A 24175-nucleotide genomic window follows, 5' to 3' on the forward strand; every position below is an offset into this window, starting at 1 on the left:
TACCAATGACTAATTTACGCACTTAGCAGAGTAGCAGGTGTGCCGTCAGCCTGTAATAAAGCGCGTTTAGGCCCGTGGATGGGGTCTTCTACGATTATTGTTTGATCGCGGCTTGCTCCTAGTGAGACGATCGCGATCGGGACTTCCATCAATTCAGCGAGGAATTTTAGATAGTCCAGTGCTTGCTGTGGCAAGTCTTCCAGGGTGCGGCAGTGGGTTGTTGACACTTTCCATCCTGGTAAGGTTTTGTAGATGGGGCGACATCTAGCAAATTGACGAGAACTGGTTGGGAAGTGTTCGCTGCGTTGGCCATCTATGTTGTATGCGACACAAACTTGAATTTCCTCTAATTCATCGAGGACATCCAGTTTGGTGAGCGCCATACAATCCATCCCGTTTATCCGCACAGCATAGCGACCAATGACTGCATCAAACCAGCCACAGCGACGTTTGCGTCCGGTGGTTGTGCCAAATTCGGCACCGCGATCGCACAACATTTCTCCCAACTCTCCATCCAATTCCGTGGGAAATGGCCCCTCTCCCACTCGTGTCGTATAGGCTTTCGACACGCCAATTACCCGGTCAATCATTGTCGGCCCTACCCCTGTACCAACGCAAGCCCCGCCGGCTACAGGGTTAGAAGAGGTGACATAGGGATAAGTTCCATGATCTAAGTCAAGGAGCGTACCTTGTGCGCCTTCAAACAAAATATTTCGCCGTCGCGCAATCGCATCGGCTATTTTCAAGGATGTATCAACAACGTAAGGGCGCAAGCGTTCTGCATAACCCAAATACTCTTCAATCACCTCTTGTGGATTTAGAGGTGGCAAGTTGTAAAGCTTTTCTAAAATGACATTTTTATAATTAATCGTCCACTCCAACTGCTCACGTAGCTCATCTGGGTTCATTAAGTCTAAAACCCGAATGCCTGTACGTTCAGATTTGTCAGCATAAGTCGGCCCAATGCCCCGACCTGTTGTGCCGATCTTATGGCTTCCCCGTCGTTCTTCGGATGCCTGGTCAATCAAGCGATGATAAGGCATCGTTACGTGGGCTGTCTCAGATATCAGCAGGTGGTCAGTGGAAATATTTAGTTCTTTTAATTGGTCGAGTTCTGCGATTAAAATCTGTGGATCGATGACTGTTCCACAGCCGATAATGCAATCGGTATTTGGGTATAAAATACCAGAGGGAATCAAGTGCAGTTTAAAGGTCTGACCTTTAACTACAATCGTGTGTCCAGCATTGACACCCCCTTGGTAACGAACCACAACATCTGCGGAACGGCTGAGTAAGTCAGTTATTTTACCTTTTCCTTCATCGCCCCATTGGGCACCTATGACAATGACGTTAGCCAAGAGCTTATATTAAGAAGTAAAGTTTCCACAAACTATAATTATTAGCATATTGCTTGACATGAGTCAAGCTTATTGCAGAATATATTTAGTTTTAAATTCCAACGGTTAAAAACCGTTGATGTAACATTTAAGTTGATAAGCTGTTACGCATTTAACTTGAATATTTACATGAAGGCTGATGGCTAATAACCGTTAACCGTCAACAGTTAACGATTGTAAAGAGTGTTTATACAATTTAGGCGCGTTAGGCGTGCATCAGCTGACCAATGCCCTAGTACCGCAAGGTAAAAGTCAAAATGAATATAGTGTAAATATTTTGTGGATTTGGAATGGGTTGTTTATTTCCGCCGCGCTGTACTAGTTTTATTTTGAATTTACGGATAATGGGAGTTAATTAGAATTCCAAACATAGAGATGTTGCAATGCAACGTTTCTACAAATTTGATAGATAGGCAACTTATCTTAATTAAAGCTTAAAATGAATTTATATTAAAAATTAGCGGATTTATCTGTAACTATTATGTATAAATCATCATTCTAAACAATCCAGATATTTACAACTCTAAAAGATTGTATTTTGTTACCTGTGCTGTCACAATCATTAAAATATCTCAGTATTTGTTTTTAATCTTTAATTTTAACTGATGGAGGGCATCTGCGGCAGAAAGGGCGATCGCATGATCAAAAAATGGTATCGAGTCCAAAAGCTGAAAGCAATATTCGTTTTAGCATTGGCAGTTGTATTTGCAAATGCTGTAATCTCATATAGCAACACTGTTCAGCTGATTTACAACCAGCAAAGAGTGACATCCTCATATAAATTTCTTACTCAACTTGAAAGTATCCAATCTACACTCAAAGATATTGAAACTGCACAACGTAATTACTTGATTACAGCAGATGCAGATGATTTAAAAACTTATGTTGCAGCTTATCAAGAAACTAATAGCAAGATTCAAACTCTTAGCAACTTAACTGCTGAAAATAATCAAAAGCAGCAGTGCATTTCTTTGCTGAAGCCGAAAATTACCAACAGGCTCAACATCCTGCAACAAGAAATTCTTCTTAGACAAAACGATGGATTTGAAGCAGTTAGGCAGCGAATTTTATCTGATAAAAACAACCAAAACAGCCAAGAAATCAAACAGTTTATTCACGAATTTTTAGAGATAGAACAAAATTTATTACAGCAGGGAATGCAGCAGTCACAAGCAAGTTCCCAAAAAGCAATAGTCACATTTTTTATCGCTGCTATTGTGGATTTTGTGCTGGTAGCGCTGCTGTATGATTTGTTGTGGCGTTATATCAGGCAACTTCAGCAGACGGAACTGGCTTTACGCCAAAGCGAAAACCGTTTACGAGCCGTGATAGATGCAGAACCAGAATGCATCAAATTAATTGCCGGGGATGGCACCCTTTTAGAAATTAACGCAGAAGGATTGGCAATGATGGAAGTGGAAAGTGCTGATGTATTAATTGGTAAACCAATTGCTGCGGTAATTGTACCAGAGTACAGAGAAGCTTTTGCCGACTTGCATAAAAGTATCTGCCAAGGTAACAAGGGAAATTTGAAGTTTGAAATTGTTGGATTTAAAGGTACCCGTCGCTACATAGAAACTCATGCTGTTCCATTGCGTAACGAATGCGATGGTACGTTTATTCATTTGGCACTGATGCGAGATATAACCCAGCAAAAACAAGCAGAACAGAAAATCCGTGAACAAGGGTTGCTGCTGGATGTCTCAACTGAGGGGATTTTGGTGCGAAATATCTACAACCAAATCTTGTTTTGGAATCAAGGTGCTGAACGTCTGTACGGTTGGAAGGCTGAGGAAGTTGTGGGTAAGAATGTTTTGCAACTTTTGTATAAAGATTCACCACAGCTAGAAGATGCTTACTTAAAAGTGATGAATACAGGTGAGTGGCAGGGTGAGTTGGATCAACTGACAAAGGAAGGTAAAGTAATTATCGTTGAAAGTCGCTGGATACTGATCCGAGATGATAATGAACAACCCAAATCCATTTTGAGTGTGAACACCGAGATTACGCAGCAGAAACAATTAGAAGCTCAACTTCTGCGATCGCAACGTTTGGAGAGTATCGGTACGTTAGCTGGCGGTATCGTCCATGACCTGAACAATATACTATCCCCAATTTTAATGTCAGTTCAACTGTTGCAGAAGAAATTGCCCGATTCGCAGAGTCAGCAAATACTGCAAACTCTAGAAAATAATGTTAAACGCGGCGCTAATTTGCTCAAGCAAGTATTGTCTTTTGCACGGGGTATTGAAGGCAAACGAACAATTGTGCAAATTCAGCCTTTGATGGTAGAAATTGAGCAAATTATCGCTCAAACATTCCCCAAATCTATTATCTGTCAGGCAGATATCCCTAAAAATCTGTGGTGCGTGGGTGGAGACATAACTCAAATACATCAGGTGCTGATAAATTTAGTAGTTAATGCCCGCGATGCCATGCCCAATGGCGGTATCTTGAGGATTACTGCGGAAAATCTGGTGATTGGTGAACATTCTGCCCAGATCAATATTGATGCTAAAGTGGGTTCTTATGTTGCGATCGTGGTGACAGATACTGGTATGGGTATGTCGTCGGAAGTTCAGCAACGGATTTTTGAACCATTTTTCACCACCAAAGACGTAGGCAAAGGTACAGGTTTAGGACTTTCTACGGCTTTGGGTATTATTAAGAATCACGGTGGTTTTGTCAATGTTTGCAGTCAGGTAGGCAGAGGGACTCAATTTACAGTTTATTTACCTGCATCAACATTCAGAGACACACATTTGCTGTCTCAAGAACTGGAATCAGTTACAGGAGATGGCTAATTTATTTGGGTGGTGAAAATATTACAGACTACAAAAAATCCTATCAACCAAAACTTTCTGCCCACGTTGAAATTAGTTAATAGAAATAAAAAATATCAGTTAATATGATACGCCGTTATCACTATTATTTTGTCTGGACTATATACGGACTCGACTCTTGGGTATTCGTTATGAATCCACCATACTTTTATTCTATTAGACTGTGCAGGTGCGCTACCTGAGATTAAATACCCTGCCTGAGTCATTAAGGTTTCAAAAAGTATTTGAGTCGAGAACCGTACAATTAAAAGCTGCTAGTCCCTGTATTTGATGTCTGTTTAGGGTCATAGCTTACCCTGATAAGTCGTAAAAATTCTATATCCTGGTAATACTAAAGCAATTCCAGTTAACTCGTGAATTTTACCGGGATATTTATAGGGAATATCATCTGGTACGTTCCCACCAATGCGAAAACTAAAACCAAATAGCCATATATACAAACCAGGTAATAGTAAATCCATGCTATGTGCAATAGCTCTCATTGCCTCATTTTCTTTAAAAGAAGCCCAATTTCTGGCTATAGCGAATTTTTTGGAGATATTTTTCAGGTTTGTGGTTTCTAACATGGTCTTAATTTCAATCCCAAATAGGGATTTAGTAAGTTTTAAGGGTTTCAATCCCTGTAAAATAAATGGTTTCGCAACCTACCCTATCATGATATTACGCTAGTTTATAAATCTAGAATGTGCAATACTGTTCGCCGTGATCGCGCAAAGTCCTGATAGCATTAACGGCATCTGAGTTCATTGGATGGCTAAGGTTAAAATGTGAGAAAAATTAAACTACTGGGTTTGGTATTAATTAGTTTGGCAATGGTGTTGTGGTTTAATTTGCGTTCCTCAACACCGTCAATACCAACTATTACATCTTCACCACCAAAAACTATCCGCTACTTCAAGCGCACTTTGCCCCAAAGCATCGCTCACACTCTCTTAATTCCAGCTAATAGCAGATTTTTGGTAACTCCTGCACTATCACAAAAGGTAGCCACAGTAGAGGAATTTGCCGAGAAGCATCGAGCCTTAGCTATTTTGAACGCAGGCTTTTTTGACCCAGCCAACCAAAAATCTACATCCTATGTCATCCTCCAAGGGAAGTTGGTAGCTAACCCCAAGGAAAACGAGAGACTGGTGAACAATCCCAACTTAAAATCTTACCTGAGTCAAATTTTCAATCGCACAGAATTTCGCCGTTACTCATGTGGAAAGACAGTTCGCTATGATATTGCCCTGCACAATGCGTCACAGCCAGCAGGTTGTCGGTTAGTCGATGCTATAGGTGCAGGCCCAAGCCTGTTACCAGAACTGACTTTAGAAAAAGAAGGCTTTGTAGATAATGCCAATAAACGAGATGCACTTGGCAGCAACCAACCTAACGCCAGAACTGCCGTAGGTATTACTCGTGATGGCAACGTTGTTTTAGTTATGGTGGCTCAAAAACCCTCGGCACCCGGTAACTCTGGAGTATCCTTGCCAGCACTAGCCGATTTTATGAAAACTCTTGGTGCTGATAAAGCGATGAATCTCGATGGAGGAAGTTCGTCTTCACTTTATTACAATGGCAAAACCTTTTACGGGAAGGTTGATTTGGAAGGAAATCCTATCAAGCGTCCCGTAAAATCAGTTTTGCTGGTTCAGGAAAACTAGTATTGAACGCTATCTGAGGGGGCAAGTTTTTACTACCCTCTTATACCAATTCACGACAATATTGATACATATAGATTTCTCGTAGGGCCTTGTCTTTGCCCATTGGTGTCAACTTAAGAAGATAAGACCCAAATTTGTTGGGTGTAAGCGTCAATGTCTCGATGACGCTTACGCCTTGCTTTAACTAATCCAAACAGCTTTTGACGTTCCACAAGATAAGGAACAGCCTCATGTGCATCACCACGGAGAATGACACCAATGGGCACTGCCGTGTCTTTACAGGTGTACTTTTCTTAGCGTCTTGGCTTCTGTTAATTGAGAGATATGTTTGAGCCAACTAGTACCGCAAGGCGGAAGTGAAAAATAAAAAGTTAAAATTCAAAAGTTTTATGGAATAAAATTTTTATGGCTTTTCAATAATCTGTTTATTTCCGTCATGCTGTACTAGATATACTAGTCTTGTTATTCGCCACAAGTTTTTAAATCCTAGAAATAAATAAGTTAACAGCATCAGCGATCGCAAAACTTGAATCTTTAAAATTCGATAAAGCTTCACAAATAATATTTTGTCATTCAACAGACTACAAAAATCAAGCTTCACTATTTTTTGTAGCGTAATTACATTAAATTGTAATGTTCAATAGAGGAAAATTTTTTCTGTTTGAGCCGAAAATTACTGCTAAAACTACCTCTAAAGTATTGACCATAAGGATTATTGACAATTTTGCTCAAATCTAATTGGACAATATCGAAAGAATGGACAATCCAAATCGAAAGAATGGACAATCTAATCTATATTTTATTCATTTGAAATATAGATTAGATTTTGTATAGTTTTGCTAAAGGTAGTAATTGCTGTTTTTATTAGTATTTCTTTATTGAAGATGAAAGTCAAAAAATGCTTTCATTCACGCCTTTGATCTTCCTTTTGATAGAGGAATTTCAGTTCAAGTAATAGGAGCTTAATTCTAATGGCAACTTCTGACAATAGCAATCAAACTGCTGGGTCACAAGGTACTAGCAACATATCTGGTAACGGAAATTTTTCTTTCAGTGATGGCAAATGGCAGTCCACCGATGGCAGCAGTTTAGATAGTAGCAGTGGCTTCGGTGGCGGTGGCTCCGGTAGAAGTGGCTCCGGTAGCGGTGGCTTCGGTGGCGGTGGCTCCGGTAGCGGTGGCTCCGGTAGCGGTGGCTTCGGTGGCGGTGGCTCCGGTAGAAGTGGCTCCGGTGGCGCTGGCTTCGGTGGCGGTGGCTCCGGTGGCGCTGGCTCCGGTAGCGGTAGCTTCGGTGGCGGTGGCTTCGGTGGCGGTGGCTCCGGTAGAAGTGGCTCCGGTAGCGGTGGCTTCGGTGGCGGTGGCTTCGGTGGCGGTGGCTCCGGTAGCGGTGGCTTCGGCGGCGGTGGCTCCGGTAGCGGTGGCTTCGGTGGCGGTGGCTCCGGTGGCGCTGCTAGTGGTAGCGGTGGCTCCGGTGGCGCTGGTAGCGGTGGCTTCGGTGGCGCTGGTAGCGGTGGCTTCGCTTCCTTCATTGGTGGTGGTAACTCATCCACAACCAGCGAAGATGGAAAGTACGCCTACAATTACGAGCGACCACTCGACGAGCGGGCTTTAACTGATACTAATAATCCGTTCAATCAACTGGTCGGAGTCCTTGGCGGTGATCCCAGCGCATTAGGTGGTGGTAGCAACCCTTTTGCTGGTGGTAACGCATCCGGTGATAGCGCATCTGGTGGTGGTAACCCATCCCGTGGTAACGCATCTGGTGGTGGTAACGCATCCGGTGATAGCGCATTTGGTGGTGGTAACAACCCCTTCGGTGGTGGTAACGCATCCCGTGGTAACGCATCTGGTGGTGGTAACCCATCCCGTGGTAACGCATCCGGTGATAGCGCATTTGGTGGTGGTAACAACCCCTTGGGTGGTAGTAACGCATCTGGTGGTGGTAGCAACCCCTTGGGTGGTGGTAATAACCCCTTTGCTGGTGGTAACGCATCTGTTGGTGGTACCTCTAGTAGTAACAATGCTGCTGCTAGTGGCAACCTCCCTGGTAACTTACCATTTGGCAGCACTCCCCCCTCCAACGAGAGTGGTAGCAACCTACCTGAAACTGGCAACGGTTTACCTGTACCTTATAAGAGCGACAACTGGATATCTGATATTCAAAACTTAGATGGTGCCAATGCTACTGGTAACAGTGGTCAAGGTAACGGTAACTGGGGTTTTGGTAGTAACAACACAACCGACGGTAATGGTAACTGGAATTTTGGTGGTAGCAACACAACCAATGGTAACGGTAACTGGAACTACGGTGATGGCGGCAAAACCGAAGGTAATGGTAACTGGGGCTTTGGTAACGAGAATACAACCAACGGTAACGGTAACTGGAACTTAGGTAATAACAACGACATCCTTGGTAATGCTAATACACTCCCTGGTAGTAACAACGACGTCCTTGGTACTAGCAACACTGGCAATGTAAATAACAGCAATCTCCTTGGAAACCGGATTGAAGCCAGTGGTGATAACAAAACACTCGTTGGTAATGAAGGCTGGAATTTCTCTGTTGGTAGCGAACTGATATCGCTAGGTAGCACTAAGCCTAGCCAAGATATAGGAACTGATGTCAAGAGTTTACTCAGCAGTTCTGACCTTGTAACATCCGCCATGTCAAATCCAGGCTACAACAACCCAAATTATGATTTCTCTACCATATCCTAAAACTTTGTAGCAGATAGGGGCCAGTTTTCGCATCGGTAAGCCTGTCTATTGTAGCAATGAGTCTTTTTGTCAACCTGAGTTGATTACATTTTGAATATAATACTTCTCGGTTAAGCTTTGCAGTTGAAATTGCTCTGATTGAGCGCTGTAAGAATCAACCTTCTAGCACTTCAAAAATTTCAATCTGTAACTAACCCAGAAGTATTACTTTTTGCAATGCAGTGACCCTTTTTGAGTCGCTAATTTTTTTTAGTTAGCTATAGAATTCAAAAAAATATTGATTAATTCCAACAAAGAAGGAGCATCTTCAAAAACTAAAACTGTAGCCATGTTGATTTATCCTCACTAGCTCAATTCTGTTAGCTTTTATAGCGTGCTTACTTTAAGTCAAATTAAGTCAAATGCATAAAGATTATTTTCAGTAGCTCGGCGCGAGTAAAAGGTTTAGTGAGATATCCAGATGCGCCCACTAATTTCGCCTTTACTTTGTCTACAATACCTTTACTGCCAGTGACAAAGATGATAGGAGTCTTTTGAAACATTGAATTATTTCGTATAATGCGACACAACTCATAACCATCGATCCCTAGCATATTTAAATCCAGCAAAATTAAGTCCGGTTTGTGTCTTATAATTGACAAAACGGCTTTGACTGGGTCGTTGATCGTCACTACAGAAAAATTTTCATTTTCTAAGAAACGGCTAATTTCTTTGAGAATTGTGGGGCTATCATCTACAGAAACAATTTTGTGGACTTTTTGTGCCGTTACAGTAGCAGCCGTTACTACTTGGGAAGCAGGATTTATGTTATTTGATATTGTTGGTTCCTGAAAGCTCTCTTTTGGAGGAGAAAGCTGTGGTAATCGCTGAACAGGAGCTACATTCTCTTCAAAAATATCCGGGTAAGAGTTGACGGTAATATTTAGTTTTTCTTTTGTGTCGACTAATGGAACTAATTTTGTCAAAAACGATTGCTCTTCAAATATCTTTGGTAATTTATCAAATGGTGGATCAGCTTCATGCAAGATAATCGCCCCCTTAAGTATATAAGGGTATAAATTGCGAGCCAATTCGATTTCATCTTGATTCAAAATTGTAGCCAAATGACACAGGCTGAAACCCTTCATCCAGTTAGTTAAATCTGGCTGAAGTTTTGGTAAATCTTTTTCCTCAATTTTGCTGTTAATCAACAGATATGGACGTTGAAATGCAGAAGAGATTTGGGGAACAAAAGCTTGCCAGTTTTCTAATCTTACTTGGCAACGTTGTAGAATCTTTTCGACATCTAGCCTACAAATCCTTGGCATTTTCTCAAGTGGTTCGGTTAATTCATAAGTACCTTGTTTGATTAACAAAAATGATTCAATCACCTCTTTAACTAATTCTTGAATCAGTACTGTTGCTTGTGTAGAATGTAGATATTGCTGACTAAGAAGCCAGGATATAGCTTGATACTCATGGGGATAGTTTATCGAATTGTTGTCATCTTGAATTAAGTGGTTGTGTGAGTCAGGTTCAAACATCAAACGTAGTTGGACACGAACCTCACTTGTCAGCAGTGGAATTTGGTGGCTGAGGCGACGCAAATGACGTTCTAGCCTATCAAATGGTTCCACTGAATGGGTAGCGTAAGTTATTCTTCCTTGTTCTAGGTAAATCGACCAAGAAACTGAGTTACTCAATGCTTGTAAACAAGTACTGTCGGAGCAATTTGATAACTGTCTTAACAAATTGAGAGGACGTAGTTTGGTGAATGCACCAGAATTATTCATATTTTTTAAGTTTTTTTGCGGAATCAACAACCGAACATTTGTAAATTGAAGATATGAGCTATGAAGTATTTTCTTCTTTGTAATATTTCTCTCCGTACAAATTATGCCTTTTAAAATATGTATATATATTAAAAGGATAAAAGGAATAGACTTAGAACTTAATTGTTACATTTAGCACCCTCCACTTATTTTATTTCTTCCAAAAAAAATTAGGTGGGTATGAATAAACGTAAACACTTATCATAGCTAGACTATTAGTAGATGTCGCTTATTTCTGAATTTTACTCACTACCGACAACCTTGGCTAAAGACCTTAAATAATGACGTTTATTCATGCCCACTTACTTAAAGAAGCAAATTTTATCCCAAGTTTCCGCAGTTACACTGGTATACTTCTACAGCTAATGATCTTAATTATGGTTAATTACTTTTATGTAGAAGAACGATTTTTCTACATAAAATCTTTAAAATTTTATCTAGGAAAGTTTACGTATTTATTGTACTGTAGGGTTAATGGATATAAATTTTTGGTAGATACATTACAACAGGGGATGCTGGGTCTTGATAAACTCTTTTTTGCTAAACTAAACTGTTCTCAAGTTCTTCTTAAATATATCGAGAACTTCATGAAAAAAATTTGTTTAATAAAAATTAGAGCATCTACCACTAGATACTATATTCTGTAAGTCGCCTCGGCGGCTGTAATTATATACTCTCAAGAAAGGGAAATAAAGCTTTGAACTTTAACATAACACATAAAGTTATGGATGATACATTAAGACTTGATGAAGTAGTAGAATTTGCTGAGAACCCAGAACCGCGTTGTCCTTGTGTACTCTTGCTAGACACATCTGGTTCGATGCAAGGAGATCCGATTGAGGCTTTAAATCAGGGTTTACTAAGTTTAAAGGATGAATTAGTCAAAAATTCCTTAGCAGCAAGACGCGTGGAAGTGGCGATCGTAACTTTTGATAGCAATATCAATGTAGTACAAGACTTTGTCACTGCCGATCAATTCAATCCGCCGATTTTGACAGCCCAGGGGTTGACTACAATGGGTGCAGGAATTCATAAAGCTTTAGACATAATTCAAGAGCGGAAATCTCAGTATCGTGCCAACGGGATTGCTTACTATCGTCCTTGGGTATTCATGATTACCGATGGAGAACCGCAAGGTGAGTTAGAAAATGTTGTAGAGCAAGCATCCCAACGCCTACAGGGAGACGAAGCTAATAAACGTGTAGCATTTTTTACAGTGGGTGTGGAGAATGCGAATATGACGCGTTTAAATCAAATAGCTGTGCGTACCCCTCTAAAGCTCAAAGGGTTAAATTTTATCGAGATGTTTGTCTGGCTGTCAACTAGTATGTCGGCCGTTTCTCATTCACAAGTAGACGAACAGGTAGCACTACCGCCGATTGGTTGGGGAACTGTTTAATTAAAAATTGCAGCTTGATGTTTACACAGCTAGCTGCTAGAAAAAAAATTTATGAACATATCAAAACAGATTGCTCAATGGCGGATTGTGGCTGCGTCTGTATGTGGTACGAGTCACTTAAAAAACAATCAGTTATGTCAGGATGCTCATCACTGGCAGATATTATCAGATAATGTTTTAGTGGCAGCCGCAGCAGATGGGGCGGGTTCTGCTAGCCTTGGGAAAGTGGGAGCGATGATTGCTGTGGAGACAGCAATAGAAAATCTTTCCATTAAAGGACTCACCCAGAAAATTTTCACTGATGATGCCTATGTGCGATCGCTCTTAAATGATGCCATACTAGCCGCCAAAAAAGCTGTGGAGGATGAAGCGGCTACTTGTGACAAACAGCCTCAAGATTTAGCAACTACCTTAATTGTGATGCTTGCCACACCAGAAGTTGTGGCTGTGGTACAGATAGGTGATGGTTTAGCAGTGGCAAAAGATAGCATGGGCAACTTGTTGGCACTGACTATGCCTGACAGTGGCGAATACATCAATGAAACCACTTTTTTAACTTCTCCTACTGCCTTAGATACAGCGCAGATAAAAATCTGGCGTACAGACATAGTAAATGTTGGCATCATCACCGACGGACTACAAATGCTGGCTTTGAATATGGTTGTTGGCGAACCTCACAAACCCTTCTTTTTTCCGTTATTTGAATTTGTAGCTAATGCCAAGGATAAAACAGAAGCAAAGGAGCAGTTAGTAACATTTTTACGCTCAGAACGGATTACACAACGCACTGATGATGATTTGACACTCATTATAGCTGCATTCAACAATTCATAAGCAATACATCTACAGGTTTCACATCTTACATAACTCCCGTTAGCGGTAATTTCATTATGCAGGTACTACGTTGTTCCCCTAGAAAAGAAATCCTCAGTCTCAATGTTAGTTTGGGACGTGGCGGTGAAGCTTGTGTTTATGCAGTGCCATCCGATAACAACTTGGTGGCAAAGATTTACCACAAGCCAACTACTGCCCATGCTGATAAACTCCAAGCAATGCTTGCCAACCCGCCAGAAAACCCTACGGCGAGTTTAGGGCATATCTCAATTGCTTGGCCAGAGGATTTATTACGGGCACCAGATGGCAAAAATAGCATCCTCGGCTTTTTAATGCCACGGATTCAGGGGATGCGTCCAATCATTGATTTTTACAACCCCAGAACCCGCCGCCAACATTGCCCCCTATTCAACTATCAGTACCTGCTCCGCACGGCTCGTAACTTGGCGGCGGCTTTTGCAGCTTTACACGCTAGTGGATATTGCATTGGTGATGTGAATGAGTCAAATATCCTCGTCAGTGACACAGCACTGGTGACTTTGATAGACACAGACTCCTTCCAAGTACTCGACCCAAGCAACAATGTTGTTTATCGCTGCCCAGTTGGTAAACCAGAGTTTACCCCACCAGAATTACAGAATAAAACTTTTGCCCAGCACGATCGCGAAATTTCTCACGACTTATTTGGGTTAGCGGTGCTGGTATTCCAACTCTTAATGGAAGGCACTCACCCATTTTCGGGGATTTTTCAAGGCGCTATTGAGCCACCGCCCTACGAAGCCCGTATTGCATCGGGTCATTTCACTTACAGCCAAAAGCGGTACGTACCCTACCTTCCGACGCCCATTGCACCCCCTTGGGAAATTCTACATCCCAGCTTACAAGAATTATTTGTCCGTTGTTTTGAAGAGGGTCACAACAACCCACTGCTGCGCCCCAGTGCCCAGACTTGGCTTTCAGCAATATCTGAAGCTGAAGATTCTTTGATTACCTGCACGACAAATCCGCAGCATCGCTACAACAACCACATGCGTAGCTGTCCCTGGTGTGAACGTACCGTGCGATTAGGCGGACGCGACCCCTTCCCATCACATCGGGCTATAGAAGCTAGAGAACATCTCCAACCGCGAATCAAAGCGAAAAAACGCTACACCCAAACACCGCATTTTCCACAGCGAAGCCGAGCCATGTCACCGCAGCTAAATTATTGGCAGCCAATAATTACCCCAAGCGGTGCATCTTATAAACCTTCCAAGAAGTCAAAGTTGTACCCGATTATTTGTTGCTTGCTGGGTTTTGGTTTATTGGGATATGCGGACGTAATGATTAAATTTACTCAGCCGTTGGTTTCTCAAAATGCTTATACCCAACAAACATTGAAGTCTCGCCAGACAAATCAAAAACTCAGCTTCGCTGATTACTATCAGCAAGGTTATGTTGCTTACAAAGACCGAGATTATGAAAAAGCAATTGCCAGCTTTACCGAAGCAATTGAACAAGAACCGACACACGCTAGAGCTATTGTAAATCGTGGCAATGCCCGCTATAACCTCAAAGACTACGAAGGAGCAGTTATAGATTATAGCCAAGCTCTCAAAATCAATCCCAATCAAACCAAAGCTCTTGTGAATCGGGGCAATGCCCGCTATATGCTTGCCGAATATAGTAACGATCCTGATCTAGAGTATAACCTAGCGATCGCCGACTATAATCGGGCAATTGGCCTTGATAATAATGAAATTGAAGCTTATATCAGACGGGGCATTGTCCGCACCCAAATGGCTAAATATAGCGGTGAATCTCAACAAGCTTACAAAAGAGCGATCGCAGATTTTACTCACGTGATACAACTTAATGTATCCAAAGCAGAAGCTTACTTTCATCGCGGTGTCGTCTATTATCAAATTGCTCAATATAGCAGCAATTATGAGCAAGAATATAATCAAGCGATCGCCGACTTTAACCAAGCATTAAATATCAGCCCAAAACTAGCAAAAGTATATCTCAAACGAGGTATGGTTCGCTATGAACTGGCACAATATGGCGGTAGTGAATCTAACAAAAACCAGACGAAAGCTATCGAAGATATACAGGCATCTGCCAAAATATTTCTTGAGCAAGATGATATGGATAATTATCAACAAGCACTCAGTAATATGTGTATAGTCATAGAAAACAAATGTGACCCTTTATTCCAAAGCTCAAGTAATTTGCAAAAAACTAACTAAAAACAAGTGAGTTTTTTTACTGGCATATTATTGGTTTAGATTTCATAAATCAAGCCTGGCTAGGGTTAGCTTACACTAACCCTAGTTATTTTTTGGGTAACATTTTTTATTTAAAAAAATAATTTATTTTCCGATTTTTAGATATTCATATAGCTTTTATATAGAAAAGATTTTAATTTATGTTTCCTTCATAATTTTGTCGAAAATTATAGTTAGATTATTGACGGAGAAAAAGAAAACAGAAATCAGTTTTTCTCTATCTAAAGTGCATCCTCTTCATGTCGATAAAGTTAAATAATAATATCCCTACAAATCTCCGAGGTAATTGCATGAAAGCGGTGATTTTGGCTGGAGGACTTGGTACACGCCTCAGTGAAGAAACTAGTATCAGACCCAAGCCTATGGTTGAAATTGGTGGTAAGCCAATTCTCTGGCACATAATGAAAACTTACTCTGCTCACGGCATTAACGACTTCATTATTTGTTGCGGTTACAAAGGTTACATAATTAAGGAGTATTTTGCTAACTACTTCTTACATATGTCAGATGTTACTTTTGATATGCGATTTAACCAAATGAACGTACATTCTGGTTATGCTGAACCCTGGCGTGTCACCTTAGTAAATACAGGTGATAATACAATGACAGGCGGACGCTTAAAGCGAATCAGCGAACATCTTGGTAATGAGACTTTTTGCTTTACTTATGGTGATGGTGTAAGTAATATCAATATTACCGAGCTAGTTAAGTTTCATAAAGAACAAAAGACATTAGGAACACTCACAGCCGTTCAACCAGCCGGGCGTTTTGGTGCCATTTCCTTAGGATATGAGCAAACTAAAATTACCAGTTTTCGGGAAAAGCCCGAAGGTGATGGAGCTTGGATTAATGGGGGTTATTTTGTGCTAGAACCAGAAGTAATTAACTTAATTGCTGATGATTCTACTGTGTGGGAGCAAGAGCCATTAGAAAAGCTAGCTGATATGGAACAGCTATCGGCTTTTAAACATGATGGTTTTTGGCAACCGATGGATACTTTACGCGATAAAAACTACCTAGAGGGGCTATGGAAAAGTAGTCAAGCTCCTTGGAAGGTATGGTAAGAGAAGAGTTAGGAGTTAGGAGTTAGGAGTTAGGAGTTAAATGACGAATGACGAATGACAAATGACAAATGACCTTATAGATTTACTGTAATTTCAAGTACAATAATACTAATGTATGATTTTGCAATTATAGGTGGGGGAATAGTTGGACTCTCTACAGCGTTGGCTTTAGGAAAACGCTATCCTAATGCTCGGATATTAGTACTAGAAAAAGAGAGCCAATGGGCATTTCACCAAACTGGCAATAATAGCGGTGTGATTCATTCTGGTATTTATTACAAACCAGGGAGTTTCAAAGCTAAGTTTTGTCGCGACGGTTCTCGCTCTATGGTAGAATTTTGCCAAGAGCATGGAATAGAGCATGAAGTTTGTGGTAAACTAATTGTTGCAACTGAAGAACAAGAGCTACCACGCTTAGAAAATCTCTACAAACGTGGCTTAGAAAATGGCATAGAAGTTAAGAGAATAAGCCCCGAAGAAGTCAAGGAAATTGAACCTCACGTAAAATGTGTAGGTGGACTTCGGGTATTCTCAACTGGTATTGTTAATTACAAGCAAGTTTGTTTGAAATATGCCCAGCTAATTCAACAGCAAGGCGGGGATTTGCACCTCAATACAAAAGTTCTGAAAATCTCCTCAAGTGGTAAAAATCAGGTACTGCAAACAAACAAGGGTAGCTTTGAAACCCGCTTTGTAATTAATTGTACTGGATTGCATAGCGATCGCACCGCCAAACTAGGTCAAGTTGAACCCCAAGCAAAAATCGTCCCATTCCGGGGAGAATACTACGAACTCACCCCAGAAAAACGCTATCTGGTCAAGACACTAATTTACCCAGTCCCCAATCCAGATTTTCCCTTCCTCGGTGTTCACTTTACCCGGATGATTGATGGTAGCGTCCATGCAGGACCAAACGCGGTTCTATCGCTCAAACGCGAAGGTTACAAAAAAACCGACTTTGACCTGCGCGATTTTCTTGAAGTCATCACCTATCCTGGTTTCTGGAAATTGGCAGCCAAACACGCCGATGAAGGCATCCAAGAAATCATTCGTTCTTTTAGTAAAGCAGCCTTTACCAGAAGTTTGCAAAAACTAATTCCCGAAGTCCAAGCAAAAGATTTAGTCCCCACCCATGCAGGAGTCCGCGCTCAAGCCTTAATGAACGATGGCAAGCTTGTAGACGACTTTTTGATCGTTTCTGGTCAAAACTCCATCCATGTTTGCAATGCTCCTTCTCCTGCGGCTACATCTTCTCTAGAAATCGGCAAAGCGCTTGTGGCAGAAATTCCCCAACTTTCGCATCTAGACAATGTAGTAACTGCATAGATAGCATAGTTCTTTGCACTTTGAGGATTACCTCTGTCAAAGTAACTATAAAATCCTTACTTTTCTCTCTGTGCCTCTGTGGTTCAATAAATTACTTTTTTAACCACAGAGGCGCAGAGTACACAGAGGAAAGAAGAATTATTTTCCAAGTTGACAGGGCCACTCTGACCAGAGTCGCTACACATAGAGTGCTTCTGCCAATCGGTAATTTTAGATTTTAGCAACACCCTGTAGGGACACATCTGTGCGCCCCTATCGAAGAATTTAACTCATCAATACAAAGGCATTAACTACAATGAAAATATTAGTAACTGGAACAGAAGGGTATCTAGGTTCATTATTACCACCTCTGTTAATTGAACGGGGACATGAAGTTATCGGTCTAGATACCGGTTTCTATAAAGTTGGTTGGCTGTACAACGCTAATGGCGTGACACCCAAAACCCTCAACAAAGATATCCGCAACATTACCCCTGATGATTTGGAAGGTGTTGAAGCAATAGTTCACATGGCGGAACTATCTAACGACCCAGCCGGACAATTAGCACCTAATATTACCTATGAAATTAATCATATAGGTTCAGTTCGTCTAGCTAGCCTAGCTAAGGCTATGGGTGTGCGCCGTTTTGTATATATGTCTTCGTGCAGCGTCTACGGTGTTGCTACCGCAGGTGATGTCACAGAAGAATCCCCAGTTAATCCCCAAACAGCCTACGCAGAATGCAAAACTCTTGTAGAAAGAGATGTCACACCACTCGCTGATGATGACTTCTCTCCCACTTTTATGCGGAATGCAACTGCCTTTGGTGCTTCTCCCAGAATGCGCTTTGATATTGTTTTAAACAACTTAGCAGGATTGGCATGGACTACCAAACAAATCAAAATGACCAGTGATGGCACACCCTGGCGGCCATTAGTCCACGCACTGGATATTTGCAAAGCAATAGTCTGCGCTTTGGAAGCACCACGCGACATTGTACATAACCAAATCTTCAACGTGGGAGATACAGCAAATAATTATCGCGTCAGAGAAATCGCGGAAATTATTGCTGATATTTTCCCAGATTGCAAATTGTCTTTTGGTGACAACGGCTCAGATAACCGCAGCTATCGGGTATCCTTCGAGAAAATCAACACAATCCTACCTGGATTTAAGTGTGATTGGAATGCCCGACTTGGTGCCCAGCAGTTATTTGATTTATTCAGTCAAATACATATGGCTGAAGATACTTTCTTATTTAGAGGATTTACCCGCTTAAAACAGCTAGAGTATTTGATTCGTACTGAACAAATTGACAAAGATTTTTTCTGGAATAAAAAGTAGTTAAAGTTTCTTAGCAGTAGTGAACAAATAATTCAAGCTTCCGAATCAAAAAATTGTTGATTCGGACTTGTTTACCTATCAAATTATTTGCAAGTTAGTGAGTTGAAGTTTATGGCGATCGCAAAATGTCGTTTCAGTGGTCAACCTCTGCACCAAACCTTTATTGATCTAGGAATGTCACCCTTAGCCAACGCTTATCTTAAAGCAGAACAGCTAAATAATGTCGAGAAATTTTATCCTCTCCACGCTTATGTTTCCGAAGACACTCTTTTAGTTCAACTAGAACAGTTTGAAACTCCAGATCATATTTTTAGCGACTATGCTTATTTTTCTTCCTACTCGGTAAGTTGGTTAAAACACGCCAAAGCTTACACCGAGATGATGGTAGAAAAGTTTGGTTTTAATCATCATAATCAAATTATTGAAATTGCCAGTAATGATGGCTACCTGCTGCAATATTTTTTAGAAAAGGGAATCCGAGTTTTAGGGATAGAACCAGCAGCAAATATAGCTAAGATAGCTCAAGAAAGAGGCATTCCTAGTATCAACAAGTTTTTTGGAGTTGAAACTGCCAAAGAACTAGTGATACAAGGAAAACTAGCTGACCTTTTGATAGGTAATAATGTTTTAGCTCATGTACCGGATCTAAACGATTTCATTGCTGGGATGAAAATCATCCTCAAGCCGAATGGCATTTTGACGATGGAATTTCCTCACATTTTGCAACTTATTCAACAAAATCAGTTTGATACTATTTATCACGAGCATTTTTCTTATTTCTCATTCCTAAGTATCGAAAAAATTTTTGCAGCACACAACTTGCAGCTTTTTGACGTAGAGGAATTATCAACTCATGGGGGTTCATTAAGGATTTATGCTAAACATGATAATGCTGATAATCACAGCATTAGTGAACGAGTTAGCCATTTGAAAGCAAAAGAAATCGCTGCTGGACTACATCAGATAAAGACTTACATTACATTTACAGAAAAAGTTAAAGAAACAAAGCGCAAGCTATTAAATTTTATTTTGACGGCTAAAGCAGAAGGTAAATCAATCGCTGGTTATGGCGCACCTGCTAAAGGCAATACATTGCTCAATTACTGTGGTATTGGTAAAGATTTTATCGATTATACAGTAGATTGCAGTCCTTATAAACAAGGCTTATTTTTACCTGGAACTCATATTCCCATCTTTGAACCAGACAGAATCCGCGAAACTAAACCAGATTATGTCCTAATCTTACCTTGGAATCTCAAGGAAGAAATTATGGAACAAATGGCATTTATTGGCGAGTGGGGTGGACAGTTTGTAGTGCCAATTCCTGAAGTAAAAACTTATCCATGTCTTATTCCGGATAGGGTTTTAATAGCATCGTAATTACTAATTATAAATCAAAAAACTGCTTATTATTAACATAGGTTAATCAGATAATAATAAGCAATATTTAAGCGATTTCCAAATATAAAACATCAAAAAATAGCTTTTTGGAATCGTTGGAAATTAATTACAAGGTGTATCTACTATAAATTCTTGCCATAAAACACAAAAGAATAGACTGAGAAGCAGCTTATTAGTTACTAAGCTACTGTTAATACCTTCTTAACTACAGATTAGAGTTTAATATGAAACTGCTGACTATTGCCATTCCTACATTTAATCGTGCCCAACTTCTAGATAAACAACTTACTTGGTTATCTCAAGCTATTAAAGGTTTTGAAGACTACTGTGAAATTTTAGTTTCTGATAATTGTTCAACAGACAATACTCAAGAGGTGATTCAAAAATGGCAAGCAACACTTAGCAATCTCACATTTAAATCAAATAAAAATTTAAAGAACTTAGGCGTAGTGAAAAATATTATGTACTGCCTAAATTCTGCAACAACAAAATATGTTTGGACAATTGGTGATGATGACCCAATTCAAGATAGAACCATTGCTTATGTGATTAGCAAACTCAAGCAGCATGAAAATTTATCATTATTGTTCCTCAACTTTTCCGGTCGGAACCAAATTACTGGTGAACCAGTCCACCCACCAACAATTGTTGGTAATCGCTGGTTTGACATAGATAGTGAAGATGGTGATGGCGATGGTAAAGCTATATTTGAACATTGTTTCTCAAAAAGTGTTGGTGCGGTCATTTTTTTAACTGCTACAGTCTACCGCACTGACCTAGTAAAACGCGCTCTACAAAATTGGCAAGATGCTGAAAATAACTGGATATCTTTAGCATATTTAGCCGGATATTGTGCTGCCAATGGTAGCGTAATCGTGACTAAAGAAACTTATTTAGAATGTATTGTTGGTGTGAGCTATTGGCAGAAGGAACCAAAGTCTGCGCTGTTAATGCAATACAAACACATACCCGAAGTGATTTTGAAATTGGAGAAAAGTGGATATTCTAAGCAGTTTTGTAGACGGATGCTTTTGCAGAACAGTAAAGAAGTTAATTTGAAAGTTTTTTTAGGTGCTTTAAGAAGATGGCCTATGTCTGCCATCAAAACAGTAGTTCCATTTTTGGCTTTAGTCAGTTTGTGCGCTTTTGATTTGATGGTTTCTAAAGAATTCGGGTTAACAGAATCAAGTGAAACCCCTACTCAAGAAATACGTAACTATAAATCATAAACTACTAAGTTCGGGTCAAATAAACATCGTGATTAAAAGGTATTTACGCTATGCTTGCTGCTATTAAACGTAAAATAACTACACTGCATTCTGATTTTGAATATTACGTAGCCCGTTGGAAGCATAGCAGAAATTTGCCAGCATTAGAAGGACGCGATCGCAACATCCTTAATGCTCTCAAAAAAGATGGTGTTTGCATCACAACATTAGCAGAATTAGGGTTAAATTCTAGCTCCGAACTGCTCAAAGCTGCTTATCATCAATTGTCTCAGATGGAAAATCCCAACAACGACCATCTAGATGAAAGGTTGCCACAAATTTACACAGTTACAGGTTTACCAGAATTTTATGCCTGGGGGATAGAGAAAAGACTACTAAACATCATCGAAAATTACATTGGTCTTCCTGTTGCTTTTCATGGTGTACATTTACGCAAAGATTTCAAGAGTAAACATCAGTTTGGGACGCTCCTATGGCATAGCGATGCCGAAGACCGCCGGATTATCAAAATCTTTATTTACTTGAATGATGTAGAAGAAAAAACTGGGCCTTTTGAATATATTCCCCGCTCTTTAACTTCCTTATTTAGTTGGAATTATATTCAACTTTACTACAAACTTTGGAAGTCAAGCTATATGGGTATCGACGATGAACAAGTAAAATCAGTCATCCCCAAATCAGCTTGGAAATCCTGCCCAGGCCCAGCAGGTACAGTCATTATTGTAGATACGAAAAATGCCTTGCATCACGGCACAGTCCGCACAGAAGACAGATCAACACTGTTCTTTTGTTACACCGCCAATCCCCCCGAACGACCAGACCTCTGTACCCAATACTGGGATGATACTTATCCCAGAGTAGAGTTACCTTCTGCATCAGATGAAGTTAAAGTTCCGATTTAGTCACCTTTTATAGGTTATTAAATCTCCATTCATTGCTGTTATTTTCTGTACTCAATATTCATCTTAAATAAATCACATGATTTTCACCGAAACCGCACTCAAAGACGCATTCATTATTGACTTACAAGAAAAACCAGACCACCGTGGTTTTTTTGCTCGGTCTTTCTGCGCTCAAGAATTTGAAGCACACGGATTGAAGCCAACAGTAGCCCAATGTAACCTGTCTTTTAACTATAAAAAAGGCACTATTCGGGGAATGCACTATCAAATTCTGCCAGCAGCAGAAACAAAATTAATTCGCTGTACTAAAGGTGCAATCTATGACGTAATTATTGATATGCGTCCTGAATCTCCTACTTTTTTATCACATATTGGTGTAGAACTCACTCCAGAAAACCGCCGCGCCTTGTATGTTCCAGAAATGTTTGCTCATGGTTATCAAGCACTCGCAGATGAAACCGAAGTTGTATATCAAGTAGGTGAATTTTACACCCCAGGCTATGAGAGAGGGCTACGTTATGATGACCCATTCTTTGCCATTGATTGGCCTCTAGATGTGACTGAAATTTCTGAGAAAGATTTAAATTGGCCTTTGTTGAGAATGATGACTGTTGGAGCAAAATAGCTGTTTTAAACTGGTAACTACTCTCTGTTTAACTTCACAATTACAAGAGGTATCCAATGCCAAATAATACTCTAACCCATCTAAGCAATTCTATCAATTCGTTGTTCAAAAAAGTAGCAACTCGCATTGATTATATCAAAGGCTTAAAAGTTGTTTCACTCAAACCAAATCAGCCTTCTAGAGGTAATGTACTTTTTTCTTACCGGATTGAGCCATTCCTGTTAAAAGCTGGTCAGGTCATACCCCATGACCACACTTGTTATTGGGAAGTTTGGCGGATGGTGCAAACATTTTTGGATCTTGGTTATAACGTTGATGCCATCCAATTCTATAATGATGAATTCGTTCCTGAAAAAGATTACGCATTTTTCGTTGATGTCCGTCATAGGATGCAAGAACTAGCACCAAAACTCAATAAAGATTGTGTGAAAATTTTCCACGTTGATATTGCTAATATGGTGTTTCGGAATGCGGCTGAATGCAATAGACATTTAGAATTACAACAAAGGCGAGGTATTACTCTTTGTCCACAGCGATATGAAGTGCCTAATTTGGGAATTGAATATGCAGATTATGGCATAGTTTTAGGTAATGAATTTACTATCAATACCTTCAAGTACGCTAACAAACCGATTTATCGTGTACCCCTTTCTAATCCTACCGTCTATCCTTGGCCAGAACAAAAGGATTTTGATGCTGTCAGAAAGAATTTTTTATGGTTTGCTAGTCACGGCTTTGTTCATAAAGGGCTTGATTTAGTTTTAGAAGCCTTTGCACAAATGCCAGATTTTCATTTAACAGTTTGTGGGCCAATTAATAAGGAACCAGAATTTGAACAAGCTTTTCATCAAGAGCTTTATGAAACACCCAATATACATACTTATGGTTGGATTGATGTTATGAGTTCTGAGTTTATAGAAGTTACCAATAATTGTATTGGTACTGTGTTTGTTTCAGCAGCAGAAGGTGGAGCAGGCAGCGTTATCACTTGTATGCATACAGGGTTAATCCCGATAGTCAATTATGAAGCTAGTGTTGATGTGCATGACGATTACGGTGTGCTATTAAAGAATTCTTTGATCGCAGAAATTCAATCGGCAGTTAGAAGAATTTCTAATTTGCCTCTAGAAGACCTGAAAAGTATGTCTCGCAAAGCATGGGAATATGTAAGAGCAAATCATACTAAAGATAACTTTGCTAAAGTTTACCGAAATACTATAGAGCAAATTATTAAGAATCACAGTCAGAAAAAGCAGACATCTAGCAAACAACTGGTTAGTAGCGATGCCTCCGGCGGGCTACGCCTACGCTAACACCAATTCACTATGAAAATGTACTTAGTATTTAGTTTTAAAAAACTATTAAGTGCAAGTTTATAGGGAATTTGTAT

Annotated in this window: 18 protein-coding genes and 1 pseudogene; 14 read left to right on the forward strand and 5 right to left on the reverse strand. The window is 40.2% G+C overall.

Going from position 1 to position 24175, the window contains the following annotated elements; all coding sequences use genetic code 11:
• Positions 1-14: 14 nt before the first annotated feature.
• A complete protein-coding gene (locus H6G96_RS28010) occupies positions 15-1358 on the reverse strand; it encodes an adenylosuccinate synthase (protein WP_190915660.1) in 1344 nt (447 codons plus the stop codon).
• A 644-nt stretch (positions 1359-2002) separates the two neighbouring features.
• Between H6G96_RS28010 and H6G96_RS28015 the strand changes: the two genes are divergently transcribed.
• The gene (locus H6G96_RS28015; RefSeq protein WP_242063417.1) at positions 2003-4201 is read left to right on the forward strand and encodes a PAS domain S-box protein; all 2199 of its coding nucleotides are present in this window, start codon (positions 2003-2005) and stop codon (positions 4199-4201) included.
• A gap of 323 nt (positions 4202-4524) precedes the next feature.
• Here H6G96_RS28015 and H6G96_RS28020 read toward each other — a convergent pair whose 3' ends face one another.
• Complete coding sequence (locus H6G96_RS28020; RefSeq protein ID WP_242063418.1) at positions 4525-4806, reverse strand: hypothetical protein; 282 nt, start codon at positions 4804-4806, stop codon at positions 4525-4527.
• Between the two features lie 201 nt (positions 4807-5007).
• Here H6G96_RS28020 and H6G96_RS28025 point away from each other — a divergent pair, with 201 nt between their 5' ends.
• A complete protein-coding gene (locus H6G96_RS28025; protein ID WP_190915662.1) occupies positions 5008-5886 on the forward strand; it encodes a phosphodiester glycosidase family protein in 879 nt (292 codons plus the stop codon).
• A 113-nt stretch (positions 5887-5999) separates the two neighbouring features.
• Here the strand turns inward: H6G96_RS28025 and H6G96_RS28030 are convergent.
• Both H6G96_RS28030 and H6G96_RS28035 read right to left on the reverse strand, forming a co-directional pair.
• Positions 6000-6137 (reverse strand): annotated as a pseudogene (locus tag H6G96_RS28030) (IS4 family transposase); the annotation flags it as partial.
• A gap of 152 nt (positions 6138-6289) precedes the next feature.
• Positions 6290-6487, reverse strand: a complete 198-nt coding sequence (locus H6G96_RS28035) for a hypothetical protein (protein ID WP_206757678.1) — start codon at positions 6485-6487, stop codon at positions 6290-6292.
• Positions 6488-6857: 370 nt separating this feature from the next.
• On the opposite strand from H6G96_RS28035, the gene H6G96_RS28040 reads away from it, so the two are divergent.
• Positions 6858-8603 carry a hypothetical protein gene (locus H6G96_RS28040; protein WP_190915667.1) on the forward strand — a complete coding sequence of 582 codons (1746 nt, stop codon included), beginning with the start codon at positions 6858-6860 and terminating at the stop codon, positions 8601-8603.
• 392 nt (positions 8604-8995) lie between these two features.
• Here the strand turns inward: H6G96_RS28040 and H6G96_RS28045 are convergent, their stop codons facing one another.
• Complete coding sequence (locus H6G96_RS28045) at positions 8996-10375, reverse strand: response regulator (protein ID WP_190915669.1); 1380 nt, start codon at positions 10373-10375, stop codon at positions 8996-8998.
• Positions 10376-11138: 763 nt separating this feature from the next.
• Here H6G96_RS28045 and H6G96_RS28050 point away from each other — a divergent pair.
• The 11 genes from H6G96_RS28050 (at position 11139) to H6G96_RS28100 (ending at position 24098) form a co-directional block, all read left to right on the forward strand.
• On the forward strand, positions 11139-11813 hold the full coding sequence (locus H6G96_RS28050; RefSeq protein ID WP_100898244.1) for a VWA domain-containing protein: 675 nt from the start codon (positions 11139-11141) through the stop codon (positions 11811-11813).
• 51 nt (positions 11814-11864) lie between these two features.
• Positions 11865-12647: a PP2C family serine/threonine-protein phosphatase gene (locus H6G96_RS28055; RefSeq protein ID WP_190915671.1), complete on the forward strand. Its 783-nt coding sequence runs from the start codon at positions 11865-11867 to the stop codon at positions 12645-12647.
• Positions 12648-12703: 56 nt separating this feature from the next.
• Positions 12704-14875 carry a tetratricopeptide repeat protein gene (locus H6G96_RS28060; RefSeq protein WP_190915673.1) on the forward strand — a complete coding sequence of 724 codons (2172 nt, stop codon included), beginning with the start codon at positions 12704-12706 and terminating at the stop codon, positions 14873-14875.
• 329 nt (positions 14876-15204) lie between these two features.
• Positions 15205-15978: a glucose-1-phosphate cytidylyltransferase gene (rfbF, locus tag H6G96_RS28065; RefSeq protein ID WP_190915675.1), complete on the forward strand. Its 774-nt coding sequence runs from the start codon at positions 15205-15207 to the stop codon at positions 15976-15978.
• Positions 15979-16089: 111 nt separating this feature from the next.
• Positions 16090-17304, forward strand: coding sequence for an L-2-hydroxyglutarate oxidase (gene lhgO, locus H6G96_RS28070; RefSeq protein WP_190915677.1), 1215 nt, complete (start codon positions 16090-16092; stop codon positions 17302-17304).
• 295 nt (positions 17305-17599) lie between these two features.
• Positions 17600-18628: an SDR family oxidoreductase gene (locus tag H6G96_RS28075; protein WP_190915679.1), complete on the forward strand. Its 1029-nt coding sequence runs from the start codon at positions 17600-17602 to the stop codon at positions 18626-18628.
• A gap of 111 nt (positions 18629-18739) precedes the next feature.
• Complete coding sequence (locus H6G96_RS28080; RefSeq protein ID WP_190915681.1) at positions 18740-20008, forward strand: class I SAM-dependent methyltransferase; 1269 nt, start codon at positions 18740-18742, stop codon at positions 20006-20008.
• 245 nt (positions 20009-20253) lie between these two features.
• Complete coding sequence (locus H6G96_RS28085; protein ID WP_190915684.1) at positions 20254-21258, forward strand: glycosyltransferase family 2 protein; 1005 nt, start codon at positions 20254-20256, stop codon at positions 21256-21258.
• A 50-nt stretch (positions 21259-21308) separates the two neighbouring features.
• The gene (locus tag H6G96_RS28090) at positions 21309-22160 is read left to right on the forward strand and encodes a phytanoyl-CoA dioxygenase (RefSeq protein ID WP_190915686.1); all 852 of its coding nucleotides are present in this window, start codon (positions 21309-21311) and stop codon (positions 22158-22160) included.
• Positions 22161-22236: 76 nt separating this feature from the next.
• Entirely contained in the window at positions 22237-22785 is a 549-nt protein-coding gene (gene rfbC / locus H6G96_RS28095) for a dTDP-4-dehydrorhamnose 3,5-epimerase (protein ID WP_190915688.1), read from the forward strand.
• 56 nt (positions 22786-22841) lie between these two features.
• Positions 22842-24098, forward strand: coding sequence for a glycosyltransferase (locus H6G96_RS28100; RefSeq protein ID WP_190915690.1), 1257 nt, complete (start codon positions 22842-22844; stop codon positions 24096-24098).
• The last annotated feature ends 77 nt before the right edge of the window (positions 24099-24175 follow it).

Source organism: Nostoc sp. FACHB-892 (assembly GCF_014698795.1).
GTDB lineage: Bacteria > Cyanobacteriota > Cyanobacteriia > Cyanobacteriales > Nostocaceae > Nostoc.

Excerpts from the sequence above, each read along its gene's own strand:
- H6G96_RS28090 (WP_190915686.1), top strand. The coding sequence starts at position 21,309 with ATGCTTGCTGCTATTAAACGTAAAATAACTACACTGCATTCTGATTTT.
- H6G96_RS28045 (WP_190915669.1), bottom strand. The coding sequence starts at position 10,375 with ATGAATAATTCTGGTGCATTCACCAAACTACGTCCTCTCAATTTGTTA.
- H6G96_RS28060 (WP_190915673.1), top strand. The coding sequence starts at position 12,704 with ATGCAGGTACTACGTTGTTCCCCTAGAAAAGAAATCCTCAGTCTCAAT.
- rfbC (WP_190915688.1), top strand. The coding sequence starts at position 22,237 with ATGATTTTCACCGAAACCGCACTCAAAGACGCATTCATTATTGACTTA.
- H6G96_RS28085 (WP_190915684.1), top strand. The coding sequence starts at position 20,254 with ATGAAACTGCTGACTATTGCCATTCCTACATTTAATCGTGCCCAACTT.
- H6G96_RS28075 (WP_190915679.1), top strand. The coding sequence starts at position 17,600 with ATGAAAATATTAGTAACTGGAACAGAAGGGTATCTAGGTTCATTATTA.
- H6G96_RS28015 (WP_242063417.1), top strand. The coding sequence starts at position 2,003 with ATGGAGGGCATCTGCGGCAGAAAGGGCGATCGCATGATCAAAAAATGG.
- lhgO (WP_190915677.1), top strand. The coding sequence starts at position 16,090 with ATGTATGATTTTGCAATTATAGGTGGGGGAATAGTTGGACTCTCTACA.
- H6G96_RS28100 (WP_190915690.1), top strand. The coding sequence starts at position 22,842 with ATGCCAAATAATACTCTAACCCATCTAAGCAATTCTATCAATTCGTTG.
- H6G96_RS28050 (WP_100898244.1), top strand. The coding sequence starts at position 11,139 with ATGGATGATACATTAAGACTTGATGAAGTAGTAGAATTTGCTGAGAAC.
- H6G96_RS28020 (WP_242063418.1), bottom strand. The coding sequence starts at position 4,806 with ATGTTAGAAACCACAAACCTGAAAAATATCTCCAAAAAATTCGCTATA.
- H6G96_RS28040 (WP_190915667.1), top strand. The coding sequence starts at position 6,858 with ATGGCAACTTCTGACAATAGCAATCAAACTGCTGGGTCACAAGGTACT.
- H6G96_RS28080 (WP_190915681.1), top strand. The coding sequence starts at position 18,740 with ATGGCGATCGCAAAATGTCGTTTCAGTGGTCAACCTCTGCACCAAACC.
- H6G96_RS28055 (WP_190915671.1), top strand. The coding sequence starts at position 11,865 with ATGAACATATCAAAACAGATTGCTCAATGGCGGATTGTGGCTGCGTCT.
- rfbF (WP_190915675.1), top strand. The coding sequence starts at position 15,205 with ATGAAAGCGGTGATTTTGGCTGGAGGACTTGGTACACGCCTCAGTGAA.